The 19,187-nt window shown below is 39.4% G+C and carries 23 protein-coding genes, 2 pseudogenes and 1 riboswitch; of the genes and pseudogenes, 10 read left to right on the top strand and 15 right to left on the bottom strand.

All coding sequences use genetic code 11. The annotated features are described in order from the left end of the window. Window positions 1–65 precede the first annotated feature (65 nt). On the top strand, window positions 66–620 hold the full coding sequence (locus MKY20_RS17570; RefSeq protein ID WP_009334535.1) for an HAD hydrolase-like protein: 555 nt from the start codon (window positions 66–68) through the stop codon (window positions 618–620). A gap of 52 nt (window positions 621–672) precedes the next feature. On the opposite strand, the gene MKY20_RS17565 is transcribed toward MKY20_RS17570, so the two are convergent. From MKY20_RS17565 to MKY20_RS17555, 3 genes are read right to left on the bottom strand one after another with little or no spacing between them, the layout of a single operon-like run. Then, entirely contained in the window at window positions 673–1,008 is a 336-nt protein-coding gene (locus tag MKY20_RS17565; protein ID WP_009334534.1) for a DUF3889 domain-containing protein, read from the bottom strand. Window positions 1,009–1,033: 25 nt separating this feature from the next. Beyond that, window positions 1,034–1,177: a hypothetical protein gene (locus tag MKY20_RS17560; RefSeq protein WP_019379830.1), complete on the bottom strand. Its 144-nt coding sequence runs from the start codon at window positions 1,175–1,177 to the stop codon at window positions 1,034–1,036. After that, window positions 1,177–1,701: a hypothetical protein gene (locus tag MKY20_RS17555; protein WP_009334533.1), complete on the bottom strand. Its 525-nt coding sequence runs from the start codon at window positions 1,699–1,701 to the stop codon at window positions 1,177–1,179. The genes MKY20_RS17560 and MKY20_RS17555 overlap by 1 nt, the downstream gene beginning before the upstream one ends. A gap of 154 nt (window positions 1,702–1,855) precedes the next feature. Here MKY20_RS17555 and MKY20_RS17550 point away from each other — a divergent pair, with 154 nt between their 5' ends. Further along, window positions 1,856–2,164 carry a hypothetical protein gene (locus tag MKY20_RS17550; RefSeq protein WP_009334532.1) on the top strand — a complete coding sequence of 103 codons (309 nt, stop codon included), beginning with the start codon at window positions 1,856–1,858 and terminating at the stop codon, window positions 2,162–2,164. 32 nt (window positions 2,165–2,196) lie between these two features. Here the strand turns inward: MKY20_RS17550 and MKY20_RS17545 are convergent, their stop codons facing one another. Then, on the bottom strand, window positions 2,197–2,769 hold the full coding sequence (locus MKY20_RS17545) for a hypothetical protein (RefSeq protein ID WP_009334531.1): 573 nt from the start codon (window positions 2,767–2,769) through the stop codon (window positions 2,197–2,199). A gap of 160 nt (window positions 2,770–2,929) precedes the next feature. On the opposite strand from MKY20_RS17545, the gene MKY20_RS17540 reads away from it, so the two are divergent. After that, window positions 2,930–3,130, top strand: a complete 201-nt coding sequence (locus tag MKY20_RS17540; RefSeq protein ID WP_009334530.1) for a hypothetical protein — start codon at window positions 2,930–2,932, stop codon at window positions 3,128–3,130. Between the two features lie 43 nt (window positions 3,131–3,173). On the opposite strand, the gene MKY20_RS17535 is transcribed toward MKY20_RS17540, so the two are convergent. Further along, window positions 3,174–4,001, bottom strand: a complete 828-nt coding sequence (locus MKY20_RS17535) for an aldo/keto reductase (RefSeq protein ID WP_251156375.1) — start codon at window positions 3,999–4,001, stop codon at window positions 3,174–3,176. Window positions 4,002–4,129: 128 nt separating this feature from the next. After that, window positions 4,130–4,335, bottom strand: a pseudogene (locus MKY20_RS17530) (zinc ribbon domain-containing protein). 146 nt (window positions 4,336–4,481) lie between these two features. Between MKY20_RS17530 and MKY20_RS17525 the strand changes: the two are divergent. Then, window positions 4,482–4,867, top strand: a pseudogene (locus tag MKY20_RS17525) (globin domain-containing protein). A gap of 83 nt (window positions 4,868–4,950) precedes the next feature. Here MKY20_RS17525 and MKY20_RS17520 read toward each other — a convergent pair. The 3 genes from MKY20_RS17520 to MKY20_RS17510 all read right to left on the bottom strand — a co-directional run bounded on the left by MKY20_RS17520 (window position 4,951) and on the right by MKY20_RS17510 (window position 8,801). Then, window positions 4,951–5,358, bottom strand: coding sequence for a hypothetical protein (locus tag MKY20_RS17520; RefSeq protein ID WP_019379826.1), 408 nt, complete (start codon window positions 5,356–5,358; stop codon window positions 4,951–4,953). A gap of 108 nt (window positions 5,359–5,466) precedes the next feature. Then, window positions 5,467–6,471: a DUF3231 family protein gene (locus tag MKY20_RS17515; RefSeq protein WP_009334525.1), complete on the bottom strand. Its 1,005-nt coding sequence runs from the start codon at window positions 6,469–6,471 to the stop codon at window positions 5,467–5,469. A gap of 161 nt (window positions 6,472–6,632) precedes the next feature. Beyond that, window positions 6,633–8,801, bottom strand: a complete 2,169-nt coding sequence (locus MKY20_RS17510) for a beta-propeller domain-containing protein (RefSeq protein ID WP_251175630.1) — start codon at window positions 8,799–8,801, stop codon at window positions 6,633–6,635. A gap of 147 nt (window positions 8,802–8,948) precedes the next feature. Here MKY20_RS17510 and MKY20_RS17505 point away from each other — a divergent pair, with 147 nt between their 5' ends. Continuing rightward, complete coding sequence (locus tag MKY20_RS17505) at window positions 8,949–9,887, top strand: DMT family transporter (protein ID WP_217024862.1); 939 nt, start codon at window positions 8,949–8,951, stop codon at window positions 9,885–9,887. 42 nt (window positions 9,888–9,929) lie between these two features. Here the strand turns inward: MKY20_RS17505 and MKY20_RS17500 are convergent, their stop codons facing one another. Further along, window positions 9,930–10,058 carry a hypothetical protein gene (locus MKY20_RS17500; protein ID WP_019379822.1) on the bottom strand — a complete coding sequence of 43 codons (129 nt, stop codon included), beginning with the start codon at window positions 10,056–10,058 and terminating at the stop codon, window positions 9,930–9,932. A 280-nt stretch (window positions 10,059–10,338) separates the two neighbouring features. Here MKY20_RS17500 and MKY20_RS17495 point away from each other — a divergent pair, with 280 nt between their 5' ends. Beyond that, the gene (locus tag MKY20_RS17495) at window positions 10,339–10,485 is read left to right on the top strand and encodes a hypothetical protein (protein WP_019379821.1); all 147 of its coding nucleotides are present in this window, start codon (window positions 10,339–10,341) and stop codon (window positions 10,483–10,485) included. 125 nt (window positions 10,486–10,610) lie between these two features. On the opposite strand, the gene ltaE is transcribed toward MKY20_RS17495, so the two are convergent. Further along, window positions 10,611–11,642 (bottom strand): low-specificity L-threonine aldolase, encoded by a 1,032-nt coding sequence (gene ltaE / locus MKY20_RS17490; RefSeq protein WP_019379820.1) that lies wholly within the window; start codon window positions 11,640–11,642, stop codon window positions 10,611–10,613. A gap of 458 nt (window positions 11,643–12,100) precedes the next feature. On the opposite strand from ltaE, the gene qoxA reads away from it, so the two are divergent. The 4 genes from qoxA to qoxD are packed head-to-tail and all read left to right on the top strand — an operon-like array spanning window position 12,101 to window position 15,957. Further along, entirely contained in the window at window positions 12,101–13,090 is a 990-nt protein-coding gene (gene qoxA, locus MKY20_RS17485; protein ID WP_009334520.1) for a cytochrome aa3 quinol oxidase subunit II, read from the top strand. Beyond that, complete coding sequence (qoxB, locus tag MKY20_RS17480) at window positions 13,080–15,056, top strand: cytochrome aa3 quinol oxidase subunit I (RefSeq protein ID WP_341002170.1); 1,977 nt, start codon at window positions 13,080–13,082, stop codon at window positions 15,054–15,056. Before qoxA ends, qoxB begins: the two co-directional genes overlap by 11 nt. Next, window positions 15,046–15,651: a cytochrome aa3 quinol oxidase subunit III gene (gene qoxC / locus MKY20_RS17475; RefSeq protein ID WP_009334518.1), complete on the top strand. Its 606-nt coding sequence runs from the start codon at window positions 15,046–15,048 to the stop codon at window positions 15,649–15,651. Before qoxB ends, qoxC begins: the two co-directional genes overlap by 11 nt. Continuing rightward, the gene (gene qoxD, locus MKY20_RS17470) at window positions 15,652–15,957 is read left to right on the top strand and encodes a cytochrome aa3 quinol oxidase subunit IV (RefSeq protein WP_019379818.1); all 306 of its coding nucleotides are present in this window, start codon (window positions 15,652–15,654) and stop codon (window positions 15,955–15,957) included. Window positions 15,958–16,032: 75 nt separating this feature from the next. Here the strand turns inward: qoxD and MKY20_RS17465 are convergent, their stop codons facing one another. The 4 genes from MKY20_RS17465 to MKY20_RS17450 form a co-directional block, all read right to left on the bottom strand. Continuing rightward, complete coding sequence (locus tag MKY20_RS17465) at window positions 16,033–16,272, bottom strand: hypothetical protein (RefSeq protein ID WP_009334516.1); 240 nt, start codon at window positions 16,270–16,272, stop codon at window positions 16,033–16,035. Between the two features lie 119 nt (window positions 16,273–16,391). Further along, window positions 16,392–16,661, bottom strand: coding sequence for a hypothetical protein (locus tag MKY20_RS17460; protein WP_009334515.1), 270 nt, complete (start codon window positions 16,659–16,661; stop codon window positions 16,392–16,394). Window positions 16,662–16,760: 99 nt separating this feature from the next. Further along, complete coding sequence (gene thiT / locus MKY20_RS17455; protein WP_019379816.1) at window positions 16,761–17,360, bottom strand: energy-coupled thiamine transporter ThiT; 600 nt, start codon at window positions 17,358–17,360, stop codon at window positions 16,761–16,763. 66 nt (window positions 17,361–17,426) lie between these two features. Then, window positions 17,427–17,529: riboswitch (TPP riboswitch) on the bottom strand. Window positions 17,530–17,580: 51 nt separating this feature from the next. Further along, window positions 17,581–18,921, bottom strand: coding sequence for an MATE family efflux transporter (locus tag MKY20_RS17450; RefSeq protein ID WP_341002162.1), 1,341 nt, complete (start codon window positions 18,919–18,921; stop codon window positions 17,581–17,583). Between the last annotated feature and the right edge of the window lie 266 nt (window positions 18,922–19,187).

Genomic DNA, 19,187 nt, shown 5'->3' with positions numbered 1-19,187 from the left:
CGGGTATTTGCCTTTCCCCTTTAAATACCTATACAATGGTTACATAGCAAGGAGGTGAGATTTTTATGAATGTTCTCTGGGATTTAGATGGCACCATTCTAGATACATGGCCCACATTGGTTCAGGCTTTTATTCGCATATCCGGTAAAGAGCTGAATCCTCATGAAGTACTTATGCCTCTTAAAAACGGGACAGCCTATCAGAAATTTAATGTTTCTCCGGATAAAATTGCGGATTTCCGTCAAATGGAAGCTACTTTTAAGCATGATGAGAAGCCATTATTCCCATATGTAAGGGAAATATTAGAGCAAAATAATGTAAACGTGCTGGTAACCCATCGGAACCGGCAATCAACTGAGGAGCTGCTCGAGTATTGGAAACTCACTTCCCATTTTGAAGAAGTTATCTGCCCTGAATTTGATGGTTTCTCCTTAAAGCCGCATCCGGAATCCTATGAATATCTTCATCGGCGTTATCATATTGATCTGGCCATTGGCGACCAGGATACAGATTTAATGCCTGCCAGACAGATCGGCATCAGCACCTGTGCATTCCGCAACCCTAACCCCTATGCAGACTTCGCGATTGATTGTTATTCAAAATTTGAATTTGAGAAATAAGAAACCAGGGACTTTATAATATCATAAAGCCCCTGGTTTTATTCTGATCAAGTTAATTAGCTGATCTTCGCGTATTGATCCTGATGACTCTGTCAGTTTTTGAATCAAATTCAATATCAATGTATAGACCGAATTCTTTGCCCTCATCTTCTATCCATAGCTTGAACTTTTCGATGTCTGTTGTTTGTCTCCTTTCTCTGCCGATATGCAAGTAGTCAAGAATTTTAGCTTTAGGATATTTCTTTTTTGCTGTTTCCATAGCAAGTCTGCCCCATTTAGCATAGGCTGGTTCTGGTCTTTCAGCATGCGCTTCTACGGACAATGCCCGAATGGGAATGTATTCTGATAAAGCAATCAAAACCATAAGGCTGACAATTATTTTTTTCATTTTCCACCTCGTTCAGTAAAAGATCTTAATCGTTATTCCCGTTATTCATGGTTTCTTCCTTCATTCGTTCTTCTTCTTCCTCTACACAGATATAAGCAATTTGTTCTTCCATTAGATGATGGAGAATATCTTTATCATCTGTACAGGACATGTCTCTTCTTTTTTCCATTATCCCCTCTCCTCTCTCTCATTCATTCGGAATTTATTAAAATAATTCCTATATCCGCCAACTGCCGCCGATAATATTTTTTTATCCACAAATGCCATATGAAAAACATACATGAATATTGACTTCATCATGAAAAGCATAAATAGCTTCAGCTGTGTAAAACGGAGAAGCCTCCAAATCCCAATCTTTTTGAACCAAGTATAAAAAGGGTAGGCGAAAAAGGCATCAACAACTGAATTCAAAAGGATATACAGCAAGGGCCTGCCATAAGTTAATTTTAATATCCATATAGATCCCGCAAAAAACGGCCCTAATATCAATGGGAGTTCACCACTGAGCTTTGGAAGTAATCTTTCCTTAATAGTCCACCATTTGTTTTTTTCAGCGATAAACCCTTCTATCAGAACATAAAGGCACATAAAAATGGCTGCTGGATAAAAACGTTTAAAATCCCTTTTGCCTATGAATGGAACAGTCAGCCAGGAAAGGAGAATTATAAGCACCAAATATAGCTTCTTTTTCATCTTACCCCACCTTTTTTTAAAGGTTTTGTATTTAAAGGAAAATTATTCATTCTTTCCGCAAGAACGGCAGATATTTTTAAATTTGCTTAAAATATGTGTTTTGAACATTCCAATATGTGTAATAGATTAACAAGCATAGAAGGAGCTGATCAGCATGTTAACAATGTATAAATGCAAAAATTTCAATAAAACTGGTAAAATTCTGCTCCCAAGCAAGTGGCGCAGCCAATTTGGGCTTATGCCGGGAAAACTGGCTGATCTTCGCTTCGACCAGGATCAAATTATTATTGAGAAGGCTGATTTGGAATCAACCCATAATAAAAGACTTATATCTGAAAATGGCTCTATCCATATTCCAAAAGAACTTCAGCATCTTCTTGACATAACAGAGGAAGAAGAATATTGCCTTTTCATTGATGAGGAGGATAAGAGTTTTGTCCTTAAGATGATTTCAGAACGCTAAAAAAGCTGCAGCTATTCCTTAGCAGCAGCTTTTTAGCATATATATTTTCCTGTCAGCTTTGAAAGTGCCTTACAAAACTTTTCCCAGCCCTCAGGGAATGCCTGTATCCCCTGACTCTCAAAAATATTCTCCTTTGTAATCAGCTTTATGGACCACGTCACACTATCCAATATGATTCCAGGGTTTTGGTATTCCTTCTGCCACTTCCAAATTTTCAGCCGATATAATTCCTTCTTAAATTCCTCAATGCTGCCTGATGCTGCAGGCAGTTCAGTTCTATGTGAGAACGAGCTTAAATGCCATTCAAAGTATACAAAACGTCCATTGATAAAATCCACTTCGACTTTGTACCAGGGTCCGGGATAACCGCCGAGGCTGACACTCAAAAGGATGGGCTCTTTATCAGGGTCAATCGTGACAATATTATTTTTTATATGGAAAATTTCTCTTTTTCTGCTGATGACAGATTTTACATGTGATAATTCAAGCGGTTTTCGGCTGGTATTCTGAGAGTTACTTAGTTTATTCATTTCATCAAGCAAAGAAGGGATTGATATAGCTCCCTTTTTCTCCAAAATATCCAAAATATTCTCGAAAATACTCATTGTTTCTTCCTCCATCAAAACACGGTCGTTATATCTGCCTAAGAATGTTTTCTTCCCTAATAACCTTTTTTTCCTCTATGCAAACATTCTTTAGCTTTTAAGGAACGTATGTGAATAAATTCCGCCTGCTCATTGCACGCTATTGATGGGAGGTGCAGCCATGGATCCAATAAAACCAGGAAGCAAAAAGCTGCCGGATTTCGAAGAACTGGATGATCGGATGATTGCCGGGCATACTTCGGGGCCAACACTTGTGATAAAGACAAATCTCGATCCGGAAAATTCGACTGAAGATAACCCTTACTTTAAGAATAAAGCCGAAACGGATACAGAAGAATTTCGGGATTATTTTGAGGAGTAAAAGGAAACCGGCAGGCTTTTTGCCTGCCGGTTTCCTGCATTATTTAGAAATCGAAGTTGTCAGGGTCCGGACCTACTCGTCTATTTTCATTTAAGCTGCTGATTTTGTCCATATCTTCTGAAGAAAGCTCAAAGTCAAATACATCAGCATTTTCAATGATGCGATGTTCTTTCACTGACTTGGGTATTGTTACAATTTCGTTCTGAAGATCCCATCTTAAGATCACTTGTGCCACCGATTTGCTGTACTTTTGGGCAATTTCCTTCAATGCTTCGTTTTCAAGAAGCTCTCCCTGTGCCAGCGGTGACCATGCTTCTATTTGAATGTCCTGCTTCTTGCAGAAGTCCCTAAGCTCTGCCTGGTTCAGCAAAGGATGAAGCTCAACCTGGTTAACCATAGGATTTATTTCAGCATCCTGCATCAGATCTTCGAGGTGATGGATCTGGAAGTTGCTCACACCAATTGCCTTTACTCTTTTTTCTTTATAAAGAGTTTCAAGGGCTTTCCATGTTTCTTTATATTTCCCCTTCACAGGCCAATGGATCAGGTAAAGGTCGATATAATCGAGGCCCAGCTTTTCAAGGCTGGTTTCAAATGCATTGATTGTAGAATCATAGCCCTGGTCAGAATTCCAAACTTTTGTGGTAATAAAAAGTTCTTCACGAGGTACGCCTGCTTCCTTGATTGCCTGGCCTACACCTTCTTCATTCTGATAGACTGCAGCCGTATCAATGCTTTTATATCCTGCTTTAAGGGCTGATTTCACTGACTGAACCACTTCGTCTCCGTCCTTAACTTTAAAAACACCCAGTCCCAGCCACGGCATTTTGACACCGTTATGTAATGATACAGCAGATTGTAAATTTTCCATTCTTTTTTCACCTCTTTTTATTAATTAGGGTACTGGATAATTTTCTCACATTCCATTCAGCTAACAAAATTTTTTGCCTAAAAAAGAAAAACATTGCCGCATGATGGGCAATGCATGATCCGTTACTTTTATCCGCCGAAGAAAAAATCCAGAACATTTCCTGCAGTGGAAGAGTTTTATTATAGAATTCTGAGTATCCGCATTTTTTACAGTAAACTACCAGAAAACGGTTATGCTGAATATCAAACATTTTGGAAAGTCCTGTACCAGTCATGGCAACTTCTTTTTGGCCGGCATCACTGCTGCCGCATTTAATACAGCCTTTTTTGCCCATCTTCTCACCCTTTCGACTTCTTACTTTAATTTACGTTCACAGCTGAAAAAAGTTTCGCCAATAATCATACTGTGATTTAAATCACATTTAAGTTAGTATAACTTCTATATAATGAAATTAAAAAAATGTAATTCAGTCAGGTGAGAATCGTGAATGATTTTAAGACACTTTTTGAAGAAATAGGCGGAACTGAAACCATTGAGAAGCTAGTGGAGGCGTTTTATCCCCGGGTTTATGCAGATCCTGTATTAAGTCCCCTTTTTGAAGGTGATATAGAGGAAATTAAGAGAAAGCAAAAAATGTTTCTTACGCAATTTCTTGGAGGACCGCCACTTTACAGCCAGGAGTTTGGACCGCCGGCCATGAAACAAAGGCAATGCCATTTGATATTACACCTTTAAGAGCACAAAGATGGCTTGCCTGCATGAAAGATGCTTTCAAGGAAACGGAGCTGGATCAAAACCCTTCATCCGCTCTATTCTATGATCGGCTTTTGCAGGTGGCGGCCATTATGGTAAATAGTCCAGAATGAGAAAAGACCTTCCATCCGGAAGGTCTACTATCAGTTGGGTTAGAAATTATTATTTTGTTAGGTAAGCTCCAGCACTTTTCCAGTTACAGAGATTCAAAATATTCTTTTGCATGTTCTACCGACTGGAACATTTTAACTTCTGTCACCTCTTTTTCATCATATGCTACTCCGAGAAATCCATCCGCAAGCTGCAGGATATCAGCAGATGATGTGTTTTCATCTTCGACGGTAACTGTTTCTTCCATTTCAAGCTGCCCTTTTTCCGCCCAAGATTGAACTTCGGCCGAGTAAGTATCAATATTCATTCCCTCATCAATGCGGTCATCCAATTCAGCAACTGAGAGAGGCTTTTCTTCACCTTCTGTATTCACAGCTTCATTATATTCCTGGCTATTAGTTGAATCATTCTTTGCTCCTTCCTTATTTTCTTCCTCTGCACTGCATGCTGTCATCAGTATGCAGGCGGTAAAAACAAGCATCCATTTTCGCATAAGAGTTCATCTCCTTTTTTAATTCTTCTAAGCTAGTAATCTATTACCCCAATTTTTGGTCTGCATTCATCATAAAAAAAATAAAGCACCCGCAAAAAGGTGCTTCAGCTACTTATTTCTGAGCTTTTCTCTATCAAGTGATTGAGGCGGCTTTTCCAGCCAGCCGTTGTCAATCATAATTTTTGCTCCTTCATCTGCAAAATTTCCGACTTTGATCATCATTTTAGCATATTGAATAGCCAGGTCTTTTCGAATGCTTGCCCCGATGGCTATTCCAAAGTCCATTACGCCGACCGCAGTTATGCTGGCGATCAGAAACATCATTAATCTATCCGAAAAAGGTGAGATGGTTGAGTCTGTAATAGACCCATCCCATGTGCTTGGATATGCCACATCGTCATTTTTTAAGACATTGAGAAAATATTCCGCATGCTCCAGGCTCATATCATAGCCTCTTTTGAAATAATCGCTTATGACTTTTTGTTTAGCTACCTGGCTGAATGCCAAAAGCATAGTTTTAGCAATATTGGATAACTCGATATTCGTACCCAAATGGGCGATTTCGATGGCCAGCAGCTGCCTCTTTTTGCCTGCAATTCCGCCAAGGAAACGATGGTTTGATACATATTCTACTTTTTTAGGATAATCTATATATGGTGATCGAATGAATATTCCCTTTTCCTCCATGGCCTCAGCGGCCATATCAAAAAGTTTCTCTGTTTGCTCATAGTATTTTTTAAACATGCTGCGAATGTCTTTTCTTGCAGAAACTGATTTAGCAAGTGAATAGGCATTCAATCCGGTTCTTCCTAAATGATGCATGAATCTAATATAGGTTACGTCTGAAAATAACCTGGGTGTGTCATTGTGCAGGTCTTTTTCATTGAATCCATCAGGTATGGGAAAATCTTCTTTTTGAAAGAGTGAGGAAATGTCGTCTATGTGATCCTTGGCGATGGATAGCGCATATTTCAAAACCGGCAAGACATCCGGATCTTCATTTGTTTTTATATAGTGTTTTATGCAGCAGACTGCTGCTGTATCAGCTACATAGGTGTTCCAGAGCATGGCCATTTCAGAAGATATTAATTTAGGGGTACTCCCGCCTTTCATATTCTCACCAGCCGTTTTAGTAAAATTATATTTATATACTATCAGCTTTATATTAGCCTTTATTCGACATTTTCATTCTAATATGTGGTAATTCATTTCCATTATTGTTTTTCAGTGTGCGCATAAAAAAGAACCGGCCAGAAAATGGCTGGTTCCTCCAATTAATTTAACTCAAGTTCTCCTGCTTTTTTGAATCCATCTATATGGTAGGCATCCACTTTTTTAGGGGAAATGCTATATATGTGGTCGCCGATATAGATAAGCCTTTCAATTGTATCTTCCCATTCTTCATAAATTGCATTTTCTGTCTGATGGGTTATTTGTCTTTGAAGCTCGATTCCATTTTGGGCAGTAATTTTGTATATTAACGCACCCTGGTAGTCGAAATTTGATTCAAACTGGCTTCCTTCTTTATTTTGATAGATTGAAATCGGAAATCCATATAGATTTTTCTTTTTATGGATAAACAGAGCTTTGTGATCGTGATTTAAAGGTGAATATGTTCCGCGTCCTCCTATTATTTCTGTATCTTTTTCAACTGGCTTATTGGTATTGCTTACATCGAATAAAGATATTTTTACACCGTCTGTTGTAATAACAGGCTGGCTGCCTGCTCCTTTGCCTCCTGTTATCTTCGTATCATGTCCGAAGCCAATGAGGTGGTTTTCGTCTAATGGGTGCAGGTAATTGCTGAAGCCGGGAATTTTTAACTCACCCAGAACAGAAGGTTTTTCCGGATTTGATCCATCAATGACAAAGAGCGGGTCCGTTTCCTTAAAAGTAACCATATAAATACGGTCATTCATAAACCTTGCAGAATAAATCCGTTCTCCTCTAGCCAGGTTTTCCAGCTGTCCAATCTTTTTTAAATTCTTATCCAGAATATAAAGGCTGTTGGAAGAAGGGGTTCTTTCGTCCCAGGCCTCTCCTTTGGTTGTTACCACTCTGAAGTTTTCATTATATTCATCCATTGAAAACTGGTTTAAAACGGTGCCTTTTATTTCAGTTGATGTCTGGAACTCTACTTTTCCGTCTTTTATATTGAATTTATAGATGCTCGTATCCGGATGGGGCATCTGTCTGTCTCCGATTGTTTCATTATTGTAATTGGCTGCTGATAAATATAGATTATTATGGGACATATAGAATTCATTTCCGCTGCCTAAGTAGCTTGTGACTGATAGTGGCTCTTTGTCGGCTCTTAAATTCAATACAGCTACATTAATATAATTTGCGTTTTGGGAACCTGGAAAATATTTTATCTCATTATAATCGACGATCTGCTGCTCCCTGCTCTCGGCAGTATCAAAATAACGGGGACGCATATCTGCATTTTTATTTCTTTCCAAAATCCAATATTCGGGAAAATGACTTGTAATCAAATATACCTTTCCATCCATTAGCCTGGAAGCAAGCAAACTGCCTTCGATATCTGCTTCTCTGATTTGTGCTGGATTTTGTTTATTATCGATATTGAAAACAATCGTTTTTGTGGAATGAAATGCAGGTGCAATCTTTTTTTCTGAAGCAGGTTTTCCTATGTGAACAGGAGCATCTTTATAGCTGTGGCCCATAACAATTAATTGATTGCCTTCTATAAATAGCTGATAGGGAGAGAATTCCTGATTAAATGATAATTCAGATTCCATCTTCATTTTGTCAGCCGGGATGGCCTTAATAATCTGGACTTTATTATCAGTAATTTTGTATATATGCGTACCATCCGTTTTTATCAGATCAGCTTCATCTATACCGGCTACTTGAACATTTGTTGCGGAAAAGTCTGCACCTGCAGAATCTGCTGAGCTCTTTTCACTGCTGCTCTCCTCGCTCACTGCCATATCCCTTCCAGCAAGGAATGTCCTTTCTTCATTGAGCATTTTTGAAAAGTAATCGTTCAATTTATTTCTTGAGCCGATTGCCGGCAGAGTATCTATAACTTTGAAAGCAGTTTTTACTGATTGATTCAGGTTTTGTCCGCCCTTTGTTTTGATATCTTTAGTAAGGACCAATGTATAGTTTGGAGAATTTAGATTATATCCTTCATCAGGCGGTTGAATTTCGATGGATTTATTATTATTTTCCAGTGAGACTTTAACCTGCTCTTTTCCGCCCTCCTCATTCAAAATATAAACGGAGCTGTTGTTCACACTATCTGGATTAAGTTCTTTTGAAAACGTAACTTCCCACACCTTATTCTTTAAAACTGTCACTTCTTCATTATTTTCTGCCAGGTTACTGACAATTTTTAACCTGTTAAGAAACGAGAAGTACGCCAATAAAATAATGATCAGTGTGATTCCGCCCAGAAAAATCCATTTCTTCTTCATGAAAGACACCCCTTTTTAAGTAAGTTGACGGGTTGAATCTTCCAATAGTTACAAATTAATTTTTATAAAATTTCTGAAATTAATGAATTTTCCTGGCGGTAAAGGTAAAATTTAATTTATTACAGTGCAGGAAGAAGGTTTTCTCAAATGCTGGATGGGACAAACAAAAAGTATGGTTTTTTAATGCTGATTTTAGCGAACATGATTTGGGGAGGGAATTTTGTTATAGGGAGAATTGGTGTCGATTATTTTCCGCCGCTGCTCTTTTCCCTAATGCGATGGATCATTGCATTCTTGCTTTTAACTCCTTTTATGGTCAAGAAGCTAAAAAGAGATTGGAACATAATTTGGGAGCATAAGCGGATACTTTTGCTATTGGCGGTGACAGGTGTTGCCGGTTACAACACAATCATTTATTTTGCGCTGCAATACACCACATCAATTAATGCATCTGTGGTAAATAGTACTACACCGCTTTTTATCGCCATTCTAGCCATATTTATTTTAAGAGAAAAACTTCTAGCCCACCAGGCAGCAGGAATTCTCCTGTCAGTCTTTGGAATTTTATATATTATTTCAAAGGGATCGATTGAAATGTTTCTTTCATGGAAAATAAATGCCGGAGATCTATACGTATTGGCAGCAGTCATTATGTGGGCATCGTATTCGGTAATTGGCAAAAAATATTCAAACGTTTTGCCTGTGCTAACTTCTTTTTATGCATCAACATATATCGGCATTTTACTATTGGTGCCTTTAAGCCTTATTGAATATCTAGTGATGGAAAAAACCCCTGTCTTCACCTTAACTTCCGCAGGAATCTTGCTGTATGTTGGTTTTCTGGCTTCAATTATGGCTTTTCTATCCTGGAATTTTGGAGTTTCCTTAATAGGAGCAGCCAAAGCAGGGGTTTTCCTGAATCTTCTCCCTATTTTCGCTATCATTTTCGCATTGTGTTTTACGGAGGAAAAATTGTATTTGTATCAGATAATCGGCGGAGGCATTGTCACCTTGGGGGTAGTTATATCTTCTAAAAAAACTTTGCGATTTAAGAACCATGTTCAAGAAAATAAGTCTTCAGCATAAAAAATCCCCTCAGTTCCTGACTGCGGGGATTTTCCATATATATTACCAATCCTGGGTTCGTTCTAATAAATGATCAATTTCTACATGTCTGATCATATAGCCAAGATCTTCTTCGGCAATTTCCGATGTGGCTTCCAATAGCTGATCAATATCCATTTGCACCAATCTCATAACCAGACCTCCTGATTTAATTAATGAATGAATGAATCTATAATCTCTTTCTGCTATACTATTCGCTTTGTATTAGACAGGTATGGGGGCAGCTGAGAAATTTATCAGTATTAATTACCCAGATTTCTTAGGACCTAAACATTCATACAAAGAACAAGATTGAATGGCTGTTCACTATTCGTCACACCTCAGCCGGAAAATTAATAATATATAATGAGTTTTAAAAAATCTTATCAGGGAATAGAGTCATAAAATACATTGCAATTTGAAGGTGTCTATTATGAAAACTAACTTTAATGATTTTGCAAAGCTTTTGGAATCCGCTCTTGATAAAGGACAAACAGATAATGAAGTGACCATTCATGAATTGCTTGATGATATAAAAAATCAGCTTGAACCTTTAATCAACAAAAAGGAAATCGGCTAATGCGCCGATTTCCTTTTATTTTCTTATAACCATTTGTGTGCTTTTTGAGCCATCTAAGCTGAGATATGCGATTCATTTGAAACGGAAAAACGCTTGCTGCAGAAAACATGCGTTTTTATTTGCAGTTAGATCATTTGACCAGCTGTTCTGTGTATGGCTATGACTGCATCTTCAAGCTGCTTTTTAGTAACATCATAGTGAGTGACAAAACGCACATAAGAAGGTCCGAAAGTTCCTGAAAGCACTCCCTCAGCTTTTAACTTTTCAACAAATTCCGATGAGTTCATTTTAAGGTTTTTTACATCAGCCACAATGATATTTGTATCTACTTGATTTACGATTTCAATCCCTTTGATTTGTCCAAGCTGCTGTGCAAGATATTGAGCATTTTCGTGATCCTCGGCTAAACGCTCTCTCATATTCGTTAATGCAACAATTCCCGGAGCTGCTATGATCCCAGCCTGGCGGAGTCCCCCTCCCAATCTTTTGCGCCATTTTCTTGCTGCAGCAATAAATTCTCTGCTGCCTGCAAGAATGGAACCAACAGGTGCTCCGAGCCCCTTAGAGAGGCATACTTGCACAGTGTCGCAATGATTGGCCATTTCAGAAGCCGGCAGGTTTAAGGCTGCGGCTGCATTAAACAGTCTTGCCCCATCAATATGTACGGGAATATTATTCGTTTTGGCAATTCTGTATATTTCTTCCATATTATCAATAGGTATTACGGCACCGCCAGCTCTGTTATGGGTATTTTCCAGACAAATCAATCCTGTTTCCGGATAATGCTGATCTTCTCCCCTAATGGCATACTCCACTTCTGAAGGATTCATTGCACCTCTTATCCCATTTAGCGTCCTTGTCTGGACTCCGGCAAAGGCAGATGAAGCGCCGCTTTCATAATAAAAAATATGGCTTTCTGCTTCAAGAATAATTTCATTGCCCGGACGGCAATGTGTTAAGATGGCAATCTGGTTTCCCTGTGTGCCGCTCGTTACAAACAGAGCTGCCTCCTTACCAAGCACCTCAGCAGCTGTCTCTTCCAATTTATTTATTGATGGATCCTCTCCATATACGTCATCCCCAACTTCAGCTTCATAAGCAGCTTTCCGCATTTCTTCAGTTGGCTTTGTAACCGTATCACTTCTTAAATCAGTCATTTCCTCACCCTGTCCTTCTCTATTATTAGTCCATGTTACTGTACTATTCAGTATTTTTCAACAAAGAGAGAATTCATTTAATTAATTCTTGTATGGAGAATTTTATTTGGTGGTTTTTTGCTTGAATATGGATGTAACATAAGATAATTAGGGTGTCGCATTAAAGTTCAAAATTTGTTCAAAAGTTGTTTTGATGACCAAAACCCTGTAATAATGCTATTTGAACAAAAATATAAGCTGTCCAAATAGCTTACATTTATTTCCTTCCCACTTTTGTCACAACTTTTCACATTTGCTTATGTTAATATCATTTACACAGTGATAACTAAGTTAAATAAAGGTTTTTAAGGATGCTTATGTTTACCAGCTATATATTTTTTTGGCATCTTTGTGAAAACCCGCACATTATTTGTGAATTATTTAACAATAGTTTTTGTCAAAAGGAGATGAAACATCAGATGAAGAAAATGCTGCTCTCTTTAACAGCCCTATTGCCCTTAATGGTTTTAAGCGGCTGCAATATGGTTGTATTTGAACCTCAGGGCCCCGTTGCAAGAAGCATTACCGAATTAATTAACTGGTCCCTGATCTGGATGCTTCTTGTCGTTGCAGTCGTGTTTGGATTATTCGGCTACATTGTCTGGAAATACCGTGAACGACCTGAGAATAAAGATTATGAACCCCCTGAGGAGCATGGAAGTACACTACTTGAAATTATTTGGACCGGGATTCCGATTTTAATTGTCATCGCCCTAACAATCCCGACAGTAAAAACACTTTATGCGCTGGAAGAAACACCTAAGGGCTATGAAGAAAAAGAACCTATTACAATACATGTAACATCTGCTGACTGGAAATGGATCTTCAGCTATCCTGAAGAAGGCATTGAAACAGTGAACTATGTCAATATTCCTGAAGATACGCCGGTTCTCTTTAAAATGACATCTGCCAGCACTATGCAATCTTTCTGGGTGCCTGCACTTGGCGGACAGAAATATACGATGCCCAAAATGGAAACTGAAATGTATCTTGTCGCTGATAACCCTGGATCATATGAAGGACAGAACACGAACTTTAACGGCCGCGGCTATGCGGATATGAAGTTTGAGGTTCTTGCTCAAACACAGGAAGATTTTGACCAATGGGTTGACGACGTTAAAGAAACAGCACCTAAACTGACTGAGAAAGAGTATGAAGGGCTGCTGAAGCCTACGCATTTAGGAAGACTGACATATTCCAATACTCATTTAGAATGGGTTAACCATGCTGATCCAAATTCGAAGGCTTATACAAATCCTGAGCTCTACAGAGGCCATGGATATCAAGGTAAAACATTCGAAGAAGATGACAATTATAAAAATGAGAATCCAAACGTAATTGAAGGTCATGGTGAAGAAGAGAGCCATGATAGTCAAGAAAACCATGGAGGTGGCCATCATGGGCATTAAATGGGATGAGTTTTTTATTACTGGGGACCCCCTTATACTAGGTTCACAGATTGCTATTTTATTAACGATGATTGGTGCAGTCGCTGCCATCACGTATTTAAAAAAGTGGAAATACCTCTGGACCGAATGGCTGACTACAGTTGATCATAAAAAAATCGGTATCATGTATATCATCTCCGCAGTATTGATGTTTTTCCGCGGCGGGATGGACGGCTTGCTGATGAAAGCTCAGACAGCACGCCCTGAAATGGAATTTCTGAATTCACAGCACTATAATGAAATTTTTACAACACACGGCGTTATTATGATTCTTTTCATGGCAATGCCATTCTTGATTGGATTAATGAACGTTGTCATTCCGCTTCAAATTGGTGCGCGTGACGTTGCCTTTCCGCAGCTGAATGCACTTAGCTTCTGGCTGTTCTTCAGCGGAGCTATGCTATTTAATATTTCTTTTGTTATCGGGGGATCGCCTGATGCAGGCTGGACATCTTACTTCCCTCTTGCAGGCAAGGAATTCAGCCCTGGAATCGGCAATAATTTTTACGCAGTCGCGCTGCAAATTGCTGGTATCGGGACACTGATGACAGGTATAAACTTTATCGTCACGATTTTGAAAATGAGAACAAAAGGCATGACACTAATGAAAATGCCGATGTTCACTTGGACTACCTTTGTAACATCCATTCTGATTGTGGCAGCTTTCCCTATTTTCACAGTTGCATTGGCACTGATGACATTCGACCGTCTGTATGGAACACACTTCTTTACAGTATCAGGCGGAGGAATGGATATGCTTTGGGCTAACCTGTTCTGGCTTTGGGGACATCCTGAAGTTTACATTGTTGCCCTTCCTGCATTCGGGATTTTCTCAGAAGTTATTGCCACTTTCTCAAGAAAATCATTGTTTGGATATAAATCAATGGTATTTTCCATCCTTGGAATTGCCCTTTTAAGTATGGTTGTCTGGGTCCACCATTTCTATACAATGGGATCAGGCCCTGCTGTAAACTCTTTCTTCTCCATCACGACGATGGCGATAGCCATACCGACTGGAGTCAAGATGTTTAACTGGCTGTTTACGATGCGTAAAGGCCGCATAAAAATTACTTCCGCCATGCTTTGGGCACTTGCATTCGTCCCATGCTTCGTCATAGGCGGGGTTACTGGCGTAATGCTTGCAATGGGTGCAGCGGATTATCAGTATCACAATACATTATTCCTGGTTGCCCACTTCCACTATGTATTAATTCCAGGTGTCGTATTTGCGGTATTTGCAGGTCTTTACTACTGGTGGCCAAAAATGTTCGGCTTCATGCTGAATAAAAAAATCGGTAAATGGCATTTCTGGCTATTTGTTATCGGCTTTAACGTAACATTCATGCCTATGTTCTTCCTTGGATTAAACGGAGCTGTAAGACGTGCATACACATACTCTGCCGAGTCTGGATTTGCACCACTCTTTATGCTTTCGGCAATTGGTTCCATCATTCTGGCAGCCGGATTCGCGGTGTTCTGCTACAACATTTACTGGAGCATCCGCTATGCCGACAGAAACATTTCAAGCGACCCATGGGACGCAAGAACATTGGAATGGTCTACTGCGTCACCTGTTCAATTCTATAACTTTGCAAAACTGCCGGAAGTTAAATCCCTTGATCCTTTCTGGCACATGAAAAAAAAGAATGAAGGCTTAACGTTATATGACAGTGAAATCGAAGAGATTCATATGCCAAGCAATTCCTGGCTTCCGATTTATATGGGTGTCATCTTTGGCATCGCAGGCTTCCTCCTTGTATTTGAATGGCACATCGCTGCAGCTGTAGCTGCCATCGGCATTTTTGCTGGATTGATCATTCGTTCATTCGATTACAATGAAGGCTTCCATGTTACAAAAGATGAAATCCACAGAATTGAAAATGCGTGGAGAAAAACAGAAGGAGAGGTGCACGATCATGTCAGCTAAAGTGGATACTTCTTTGCCCCTTGAATATCAAACTGAACAGGACCGGATGAATATTCTTGGCTTCTGGGTTTTCCTTGGCGCTGAAATCGTTCTATTTGCCACTCTGTTCGGAGTATATGGAGTTTTATATGAACGCTTTGCTGGAGGGCCAACACATAAAGACATTTTTGTGATCAAGGATGTCATGATTCAGACAGTCCTCCTTTTGACAAGCAGCTTTACAATGGGCATCGCCATTTTTGAAATGCGCCGCCATAACCTGAAAGGGCTAATCACCTGGCTGGTGATTACCCTTGCACTTGGCGCAGGATTCCTATTCATGGAGATTAATGAGTTTATCCATTATGCCCATGAAGGTGCAACGATGCAGACAAGTGCGTTCCTATCCAGCTTATTTGTCCTGCTGGGTACACACGGAGCCCATGTTACATTGGGAATTGGCTGGGCAACTATGGTCATTATCCAGCTTTTAAAAAGAGGCCTTACCCCTACTACAGCAAGAAAAACGTTTATTATCGGCCTTTACTGGCACTTCCTTGATGTGGTCTGGATCTTTATTTTCACATTCGTGTATTTGAAAGGACTGGTGGCTTAAATGGAACATCATCAATCAAAAAGCTTCCCTATAAGCCATGTCATTGGATTTGTTGTTTCCCTTGTGCTGACATTTGCAGCAGCAGGTATTGCCCTAAAAACGAACCTCTCTTTTAAAGTGATCATGTGGATCATCGGCTCGCTGGCTGTCATTCAGGCAGGCATGCAGCTGTTCATGTTCATGCACTTAAGAGAAGGAGAAGACGGCAAAACGAACTTAGTTAATATGATTTATGCCGTATTTATGGTTATTGTAATTGTAGTAGGTTCTATTTGGGTTCTCACTTCTGGGCACGCGGCTCATTAATTCAAGAAAAGCGGAATCGCCTTGTCCATCCCATGAGCCAGATAATAAAACCGGTCTCCCTTTTGGAGGCCGGTTTTATTTGTATTGTCTGATTCCCTTGCTGCCCTTTGTCATTTCTTCCATCACATTAATAAAAAATCCGAATCCAAAAATTAGCATGGATGATACCATAATGCTTAAACCGATTGATAAAACATACTCACCCGTGAGACCGCTTACAAAAAAGCTTGAAATAAAGACAATTAACCCTAAAAGAATACCGGCCGCAGTAACATTTCTAAAAAAATGCAGCACCTTTTGCTGTTTTAAAGTCATATTTCCATCCCCTTTTATTTAATATTCTAACTATGTTCACAAATTTGTCAAACTTTTTGTCACAAAATTGTCAAATTTATTTATGCAAAAAAAGCTTTGCAAAGGTGCAAAGCAATTTTCTACTGATATAGCTTTTTAATGTTCTCCAAATCTTTCTTTAAATTGCCTATTTCCTGCCTGGTCAGCATTAATGGCATTTGATCGTAAAGTGTAATAATCTGTCCTCCCTCATCCTCTTCATGAAGGGATAAATAGTTATACAAATTTTCACATTGATTTTTGTTAAGGACAGACTGGGTGCTGAAATTTTTAACCTTCTGGATCTCAAAGGCACTGGTTTCTGCATCATATACACCTGTAATAATATTGCCCTGCAATGTGTTTGACAAACAATCACTCCCCTTTTTGAGTAATATACCCATTTTTCAGGAGCAGTTTCCTAAAATAAGAAAAAACCTCTTTGGAAATTTCCAAAGAGGCTGATTATATTAGGAAGCGCGTTTTTGTGATTGAATAACTTCATCCGTTTTTCTTATGATCAATCTTGGAGCTGAAGATATAATTAATACTGCTAAAATCGAGCAGAGAATAGCTGCTCCGAGCATGGTTGCACCGTTTGCCAGGAAGGAAAAGAGAACCGGTGACATCCCTTCCGGCGCATAGCTCCCAAAGAAAAGGACACCTGCTATGAAATGCCAGAAATACCGGGCAAGGCTTCCGGCAAACACAGCTAAAACAACCCAGCCCAATGCCTTTTTCTTGTTTCCGCTGCGCAGCTGATTTTGAATTGGTCGGAAAAACAAACCGGCAAAACCGATACAGGCAAATGCCACAAAGTACTCAATAAATGCCTGAAGCGGAGTCGCAATCCAGGCATCACCCATGGCAATCTGCAATATTCCCCATAATAGACCGGCAATGAAGCTGACTTTAAAGCCCCATCTGAATGCCAAAATGAATATGGGAATCATCGCAGCAGAAATCGAAATGGAAGGCGACAGCTTAATAGATGGAAGGAAATCCAAAATAATAGCAAATGCTGCAAAAAATGAAGCTTCAATCATCGCCGTCAGGCTTAATTTTTTCATAAAAAAATCCCCCTATAATCGTATGACGATACCCCAAGGGAGAACAAGCAGGCAGAAAAACCCCTTCCGCCTTTTATTCCACATTCCTGCGCTAGCATTATCTAACAGGTTCAAAGGGTCAGAACAGCGAACTATTCACTCTCAGCAGAATGCTCCCCTTGTGGCACGTTATTGTATTATCCAATTTTAGTATAAATGAAATAAATGAAAGTGAAAAGGATTATTTTCCCTCTCCAAATATAGCCTGTTTATCCCACTTTCCGATACGGTAATACATAAAGGCGATGACACTGCTTATAGCAAAGCTTATCCCCATGCCTGCAGCAATTCCTTTATCACCCATAAACTTTGAAAATAGGAATGTTAAAGGATAGCGCAGGATCCAGAATGAAATGATATTCAGTATGAGCACTTGAAACATCGCACCGGAAGCTCTTACCACACCATTCAATATAAAATTAATGCCCAGGAGCGGATAAAAAAAGGCAATGATCTTTAAATAGTCAGTGCCATACTGAACTGATTCTTTATCCTGTATAAACAGGCGCACCCCGTGTTCTGCAAATAGGACCGTACCAAAAGCGATGATAAACATGATTCCAAGATTGTAAATGACTCCGTACAAGGCGATTTGATGAACCCGTTCCCATTGATTTCTCCCTATATTTTGACCGGCCATACTGTTGACTGCAGTCCCCAATGCCATCGCAGGAAGCATAATGATGCTGTCAATACGCTGAGCTGCACCAAATCCCGCAACCACGTCATCGCCAAAAGAGGTGACGACAGACATAATAGCCATAACACCAGCCGATATAACGGTCATTTGAAGTCCAGAAGGGATGCCGAGCTTGAAAATTAATGCCGCTTCCTCTTTATGCGGCCAAGAAGGAATAGTGAACGGCGCCAGCTTTTTGCGGAGTATGAATATCATTCCGATCATAAATGCGAACCCCTGTGAAAGGATCGTAGCACAAGCTGCCCCATCAATACCAAGCTGGAATACAGATATAAAAAGAGGGTCCAGGATTGCATTTAATACGACTGCTATCAGGACAAAGTACAGTGGACTCTTGCTGTCTCCAAGCGCCCTGAGTACGGTTCCTATAAAATTGTATCCAAATAAAAACAGAATACCAATGAAGTTAATCTGCAAATAGGATGCTGCACCTTCAGCCATTCCTGCAGGTGTGCCCATTATGGCCAAAATTCTTTCTGCAAACAGGAATCCGGCTATTCCAAGAGCAACTGACATAATTGTCTGAATGACGGTAAAGGCATTCAAATATTGTTTCAGCCCCTCTTCATGATCCCCACCCTTTTGCTGGGATAAAATCGTTAACGCCGCATTGTTTATTCCAATGATAAAAGAAAGAACTGTAAAGATTACAGTGCCGGACACCGCCAAAGCTCCCAATGCGTCGGCCCCAAGCAGATTCCCAACCCACAGACTATCAATAAATTGATAGGAAACCTGCAGAAAATTAGTGAGCATGATTGGAGTTGAGAACACCAAGAGCTGTTTGAATATATTTCCTTTTGTAAAATCCTGCTGTGCCATCTTTACACCTTTTTCCCATATTTTTTTCACAGTTTCTATTATTCACTATTTCATATCCAGTTTCCAATTTTATAGTTTTGATTGTTATTATGTTTTATAATTTTATTTGCTTCATCTCTGTCACATTTTTATCATAAATTGATGCACCTGGAATGCTGTTATAGCACAATTCCTCTAAGGAGATATTATTTTTCCATAATTTACAACGTTTAAAAAGTGTAAAACCCTGTAATTAACAATTCTTTTTCCTTATAATGTAGGTATGT

It is taken from the genome of Cytobacillus sp. FSL W8-0315, assembly GCF_038002905.1.
GTDB lineage: Bacteria > Bacillota > Bacilli > Bacillales > Cytobacillaceae > Cytobacillus > Cytobacillus pseudoceanisediminis.
Note: the sequence above shows the minus strand (reverse complement) of the source record. Positions and strands in the feature narration are given on the sequence as shown.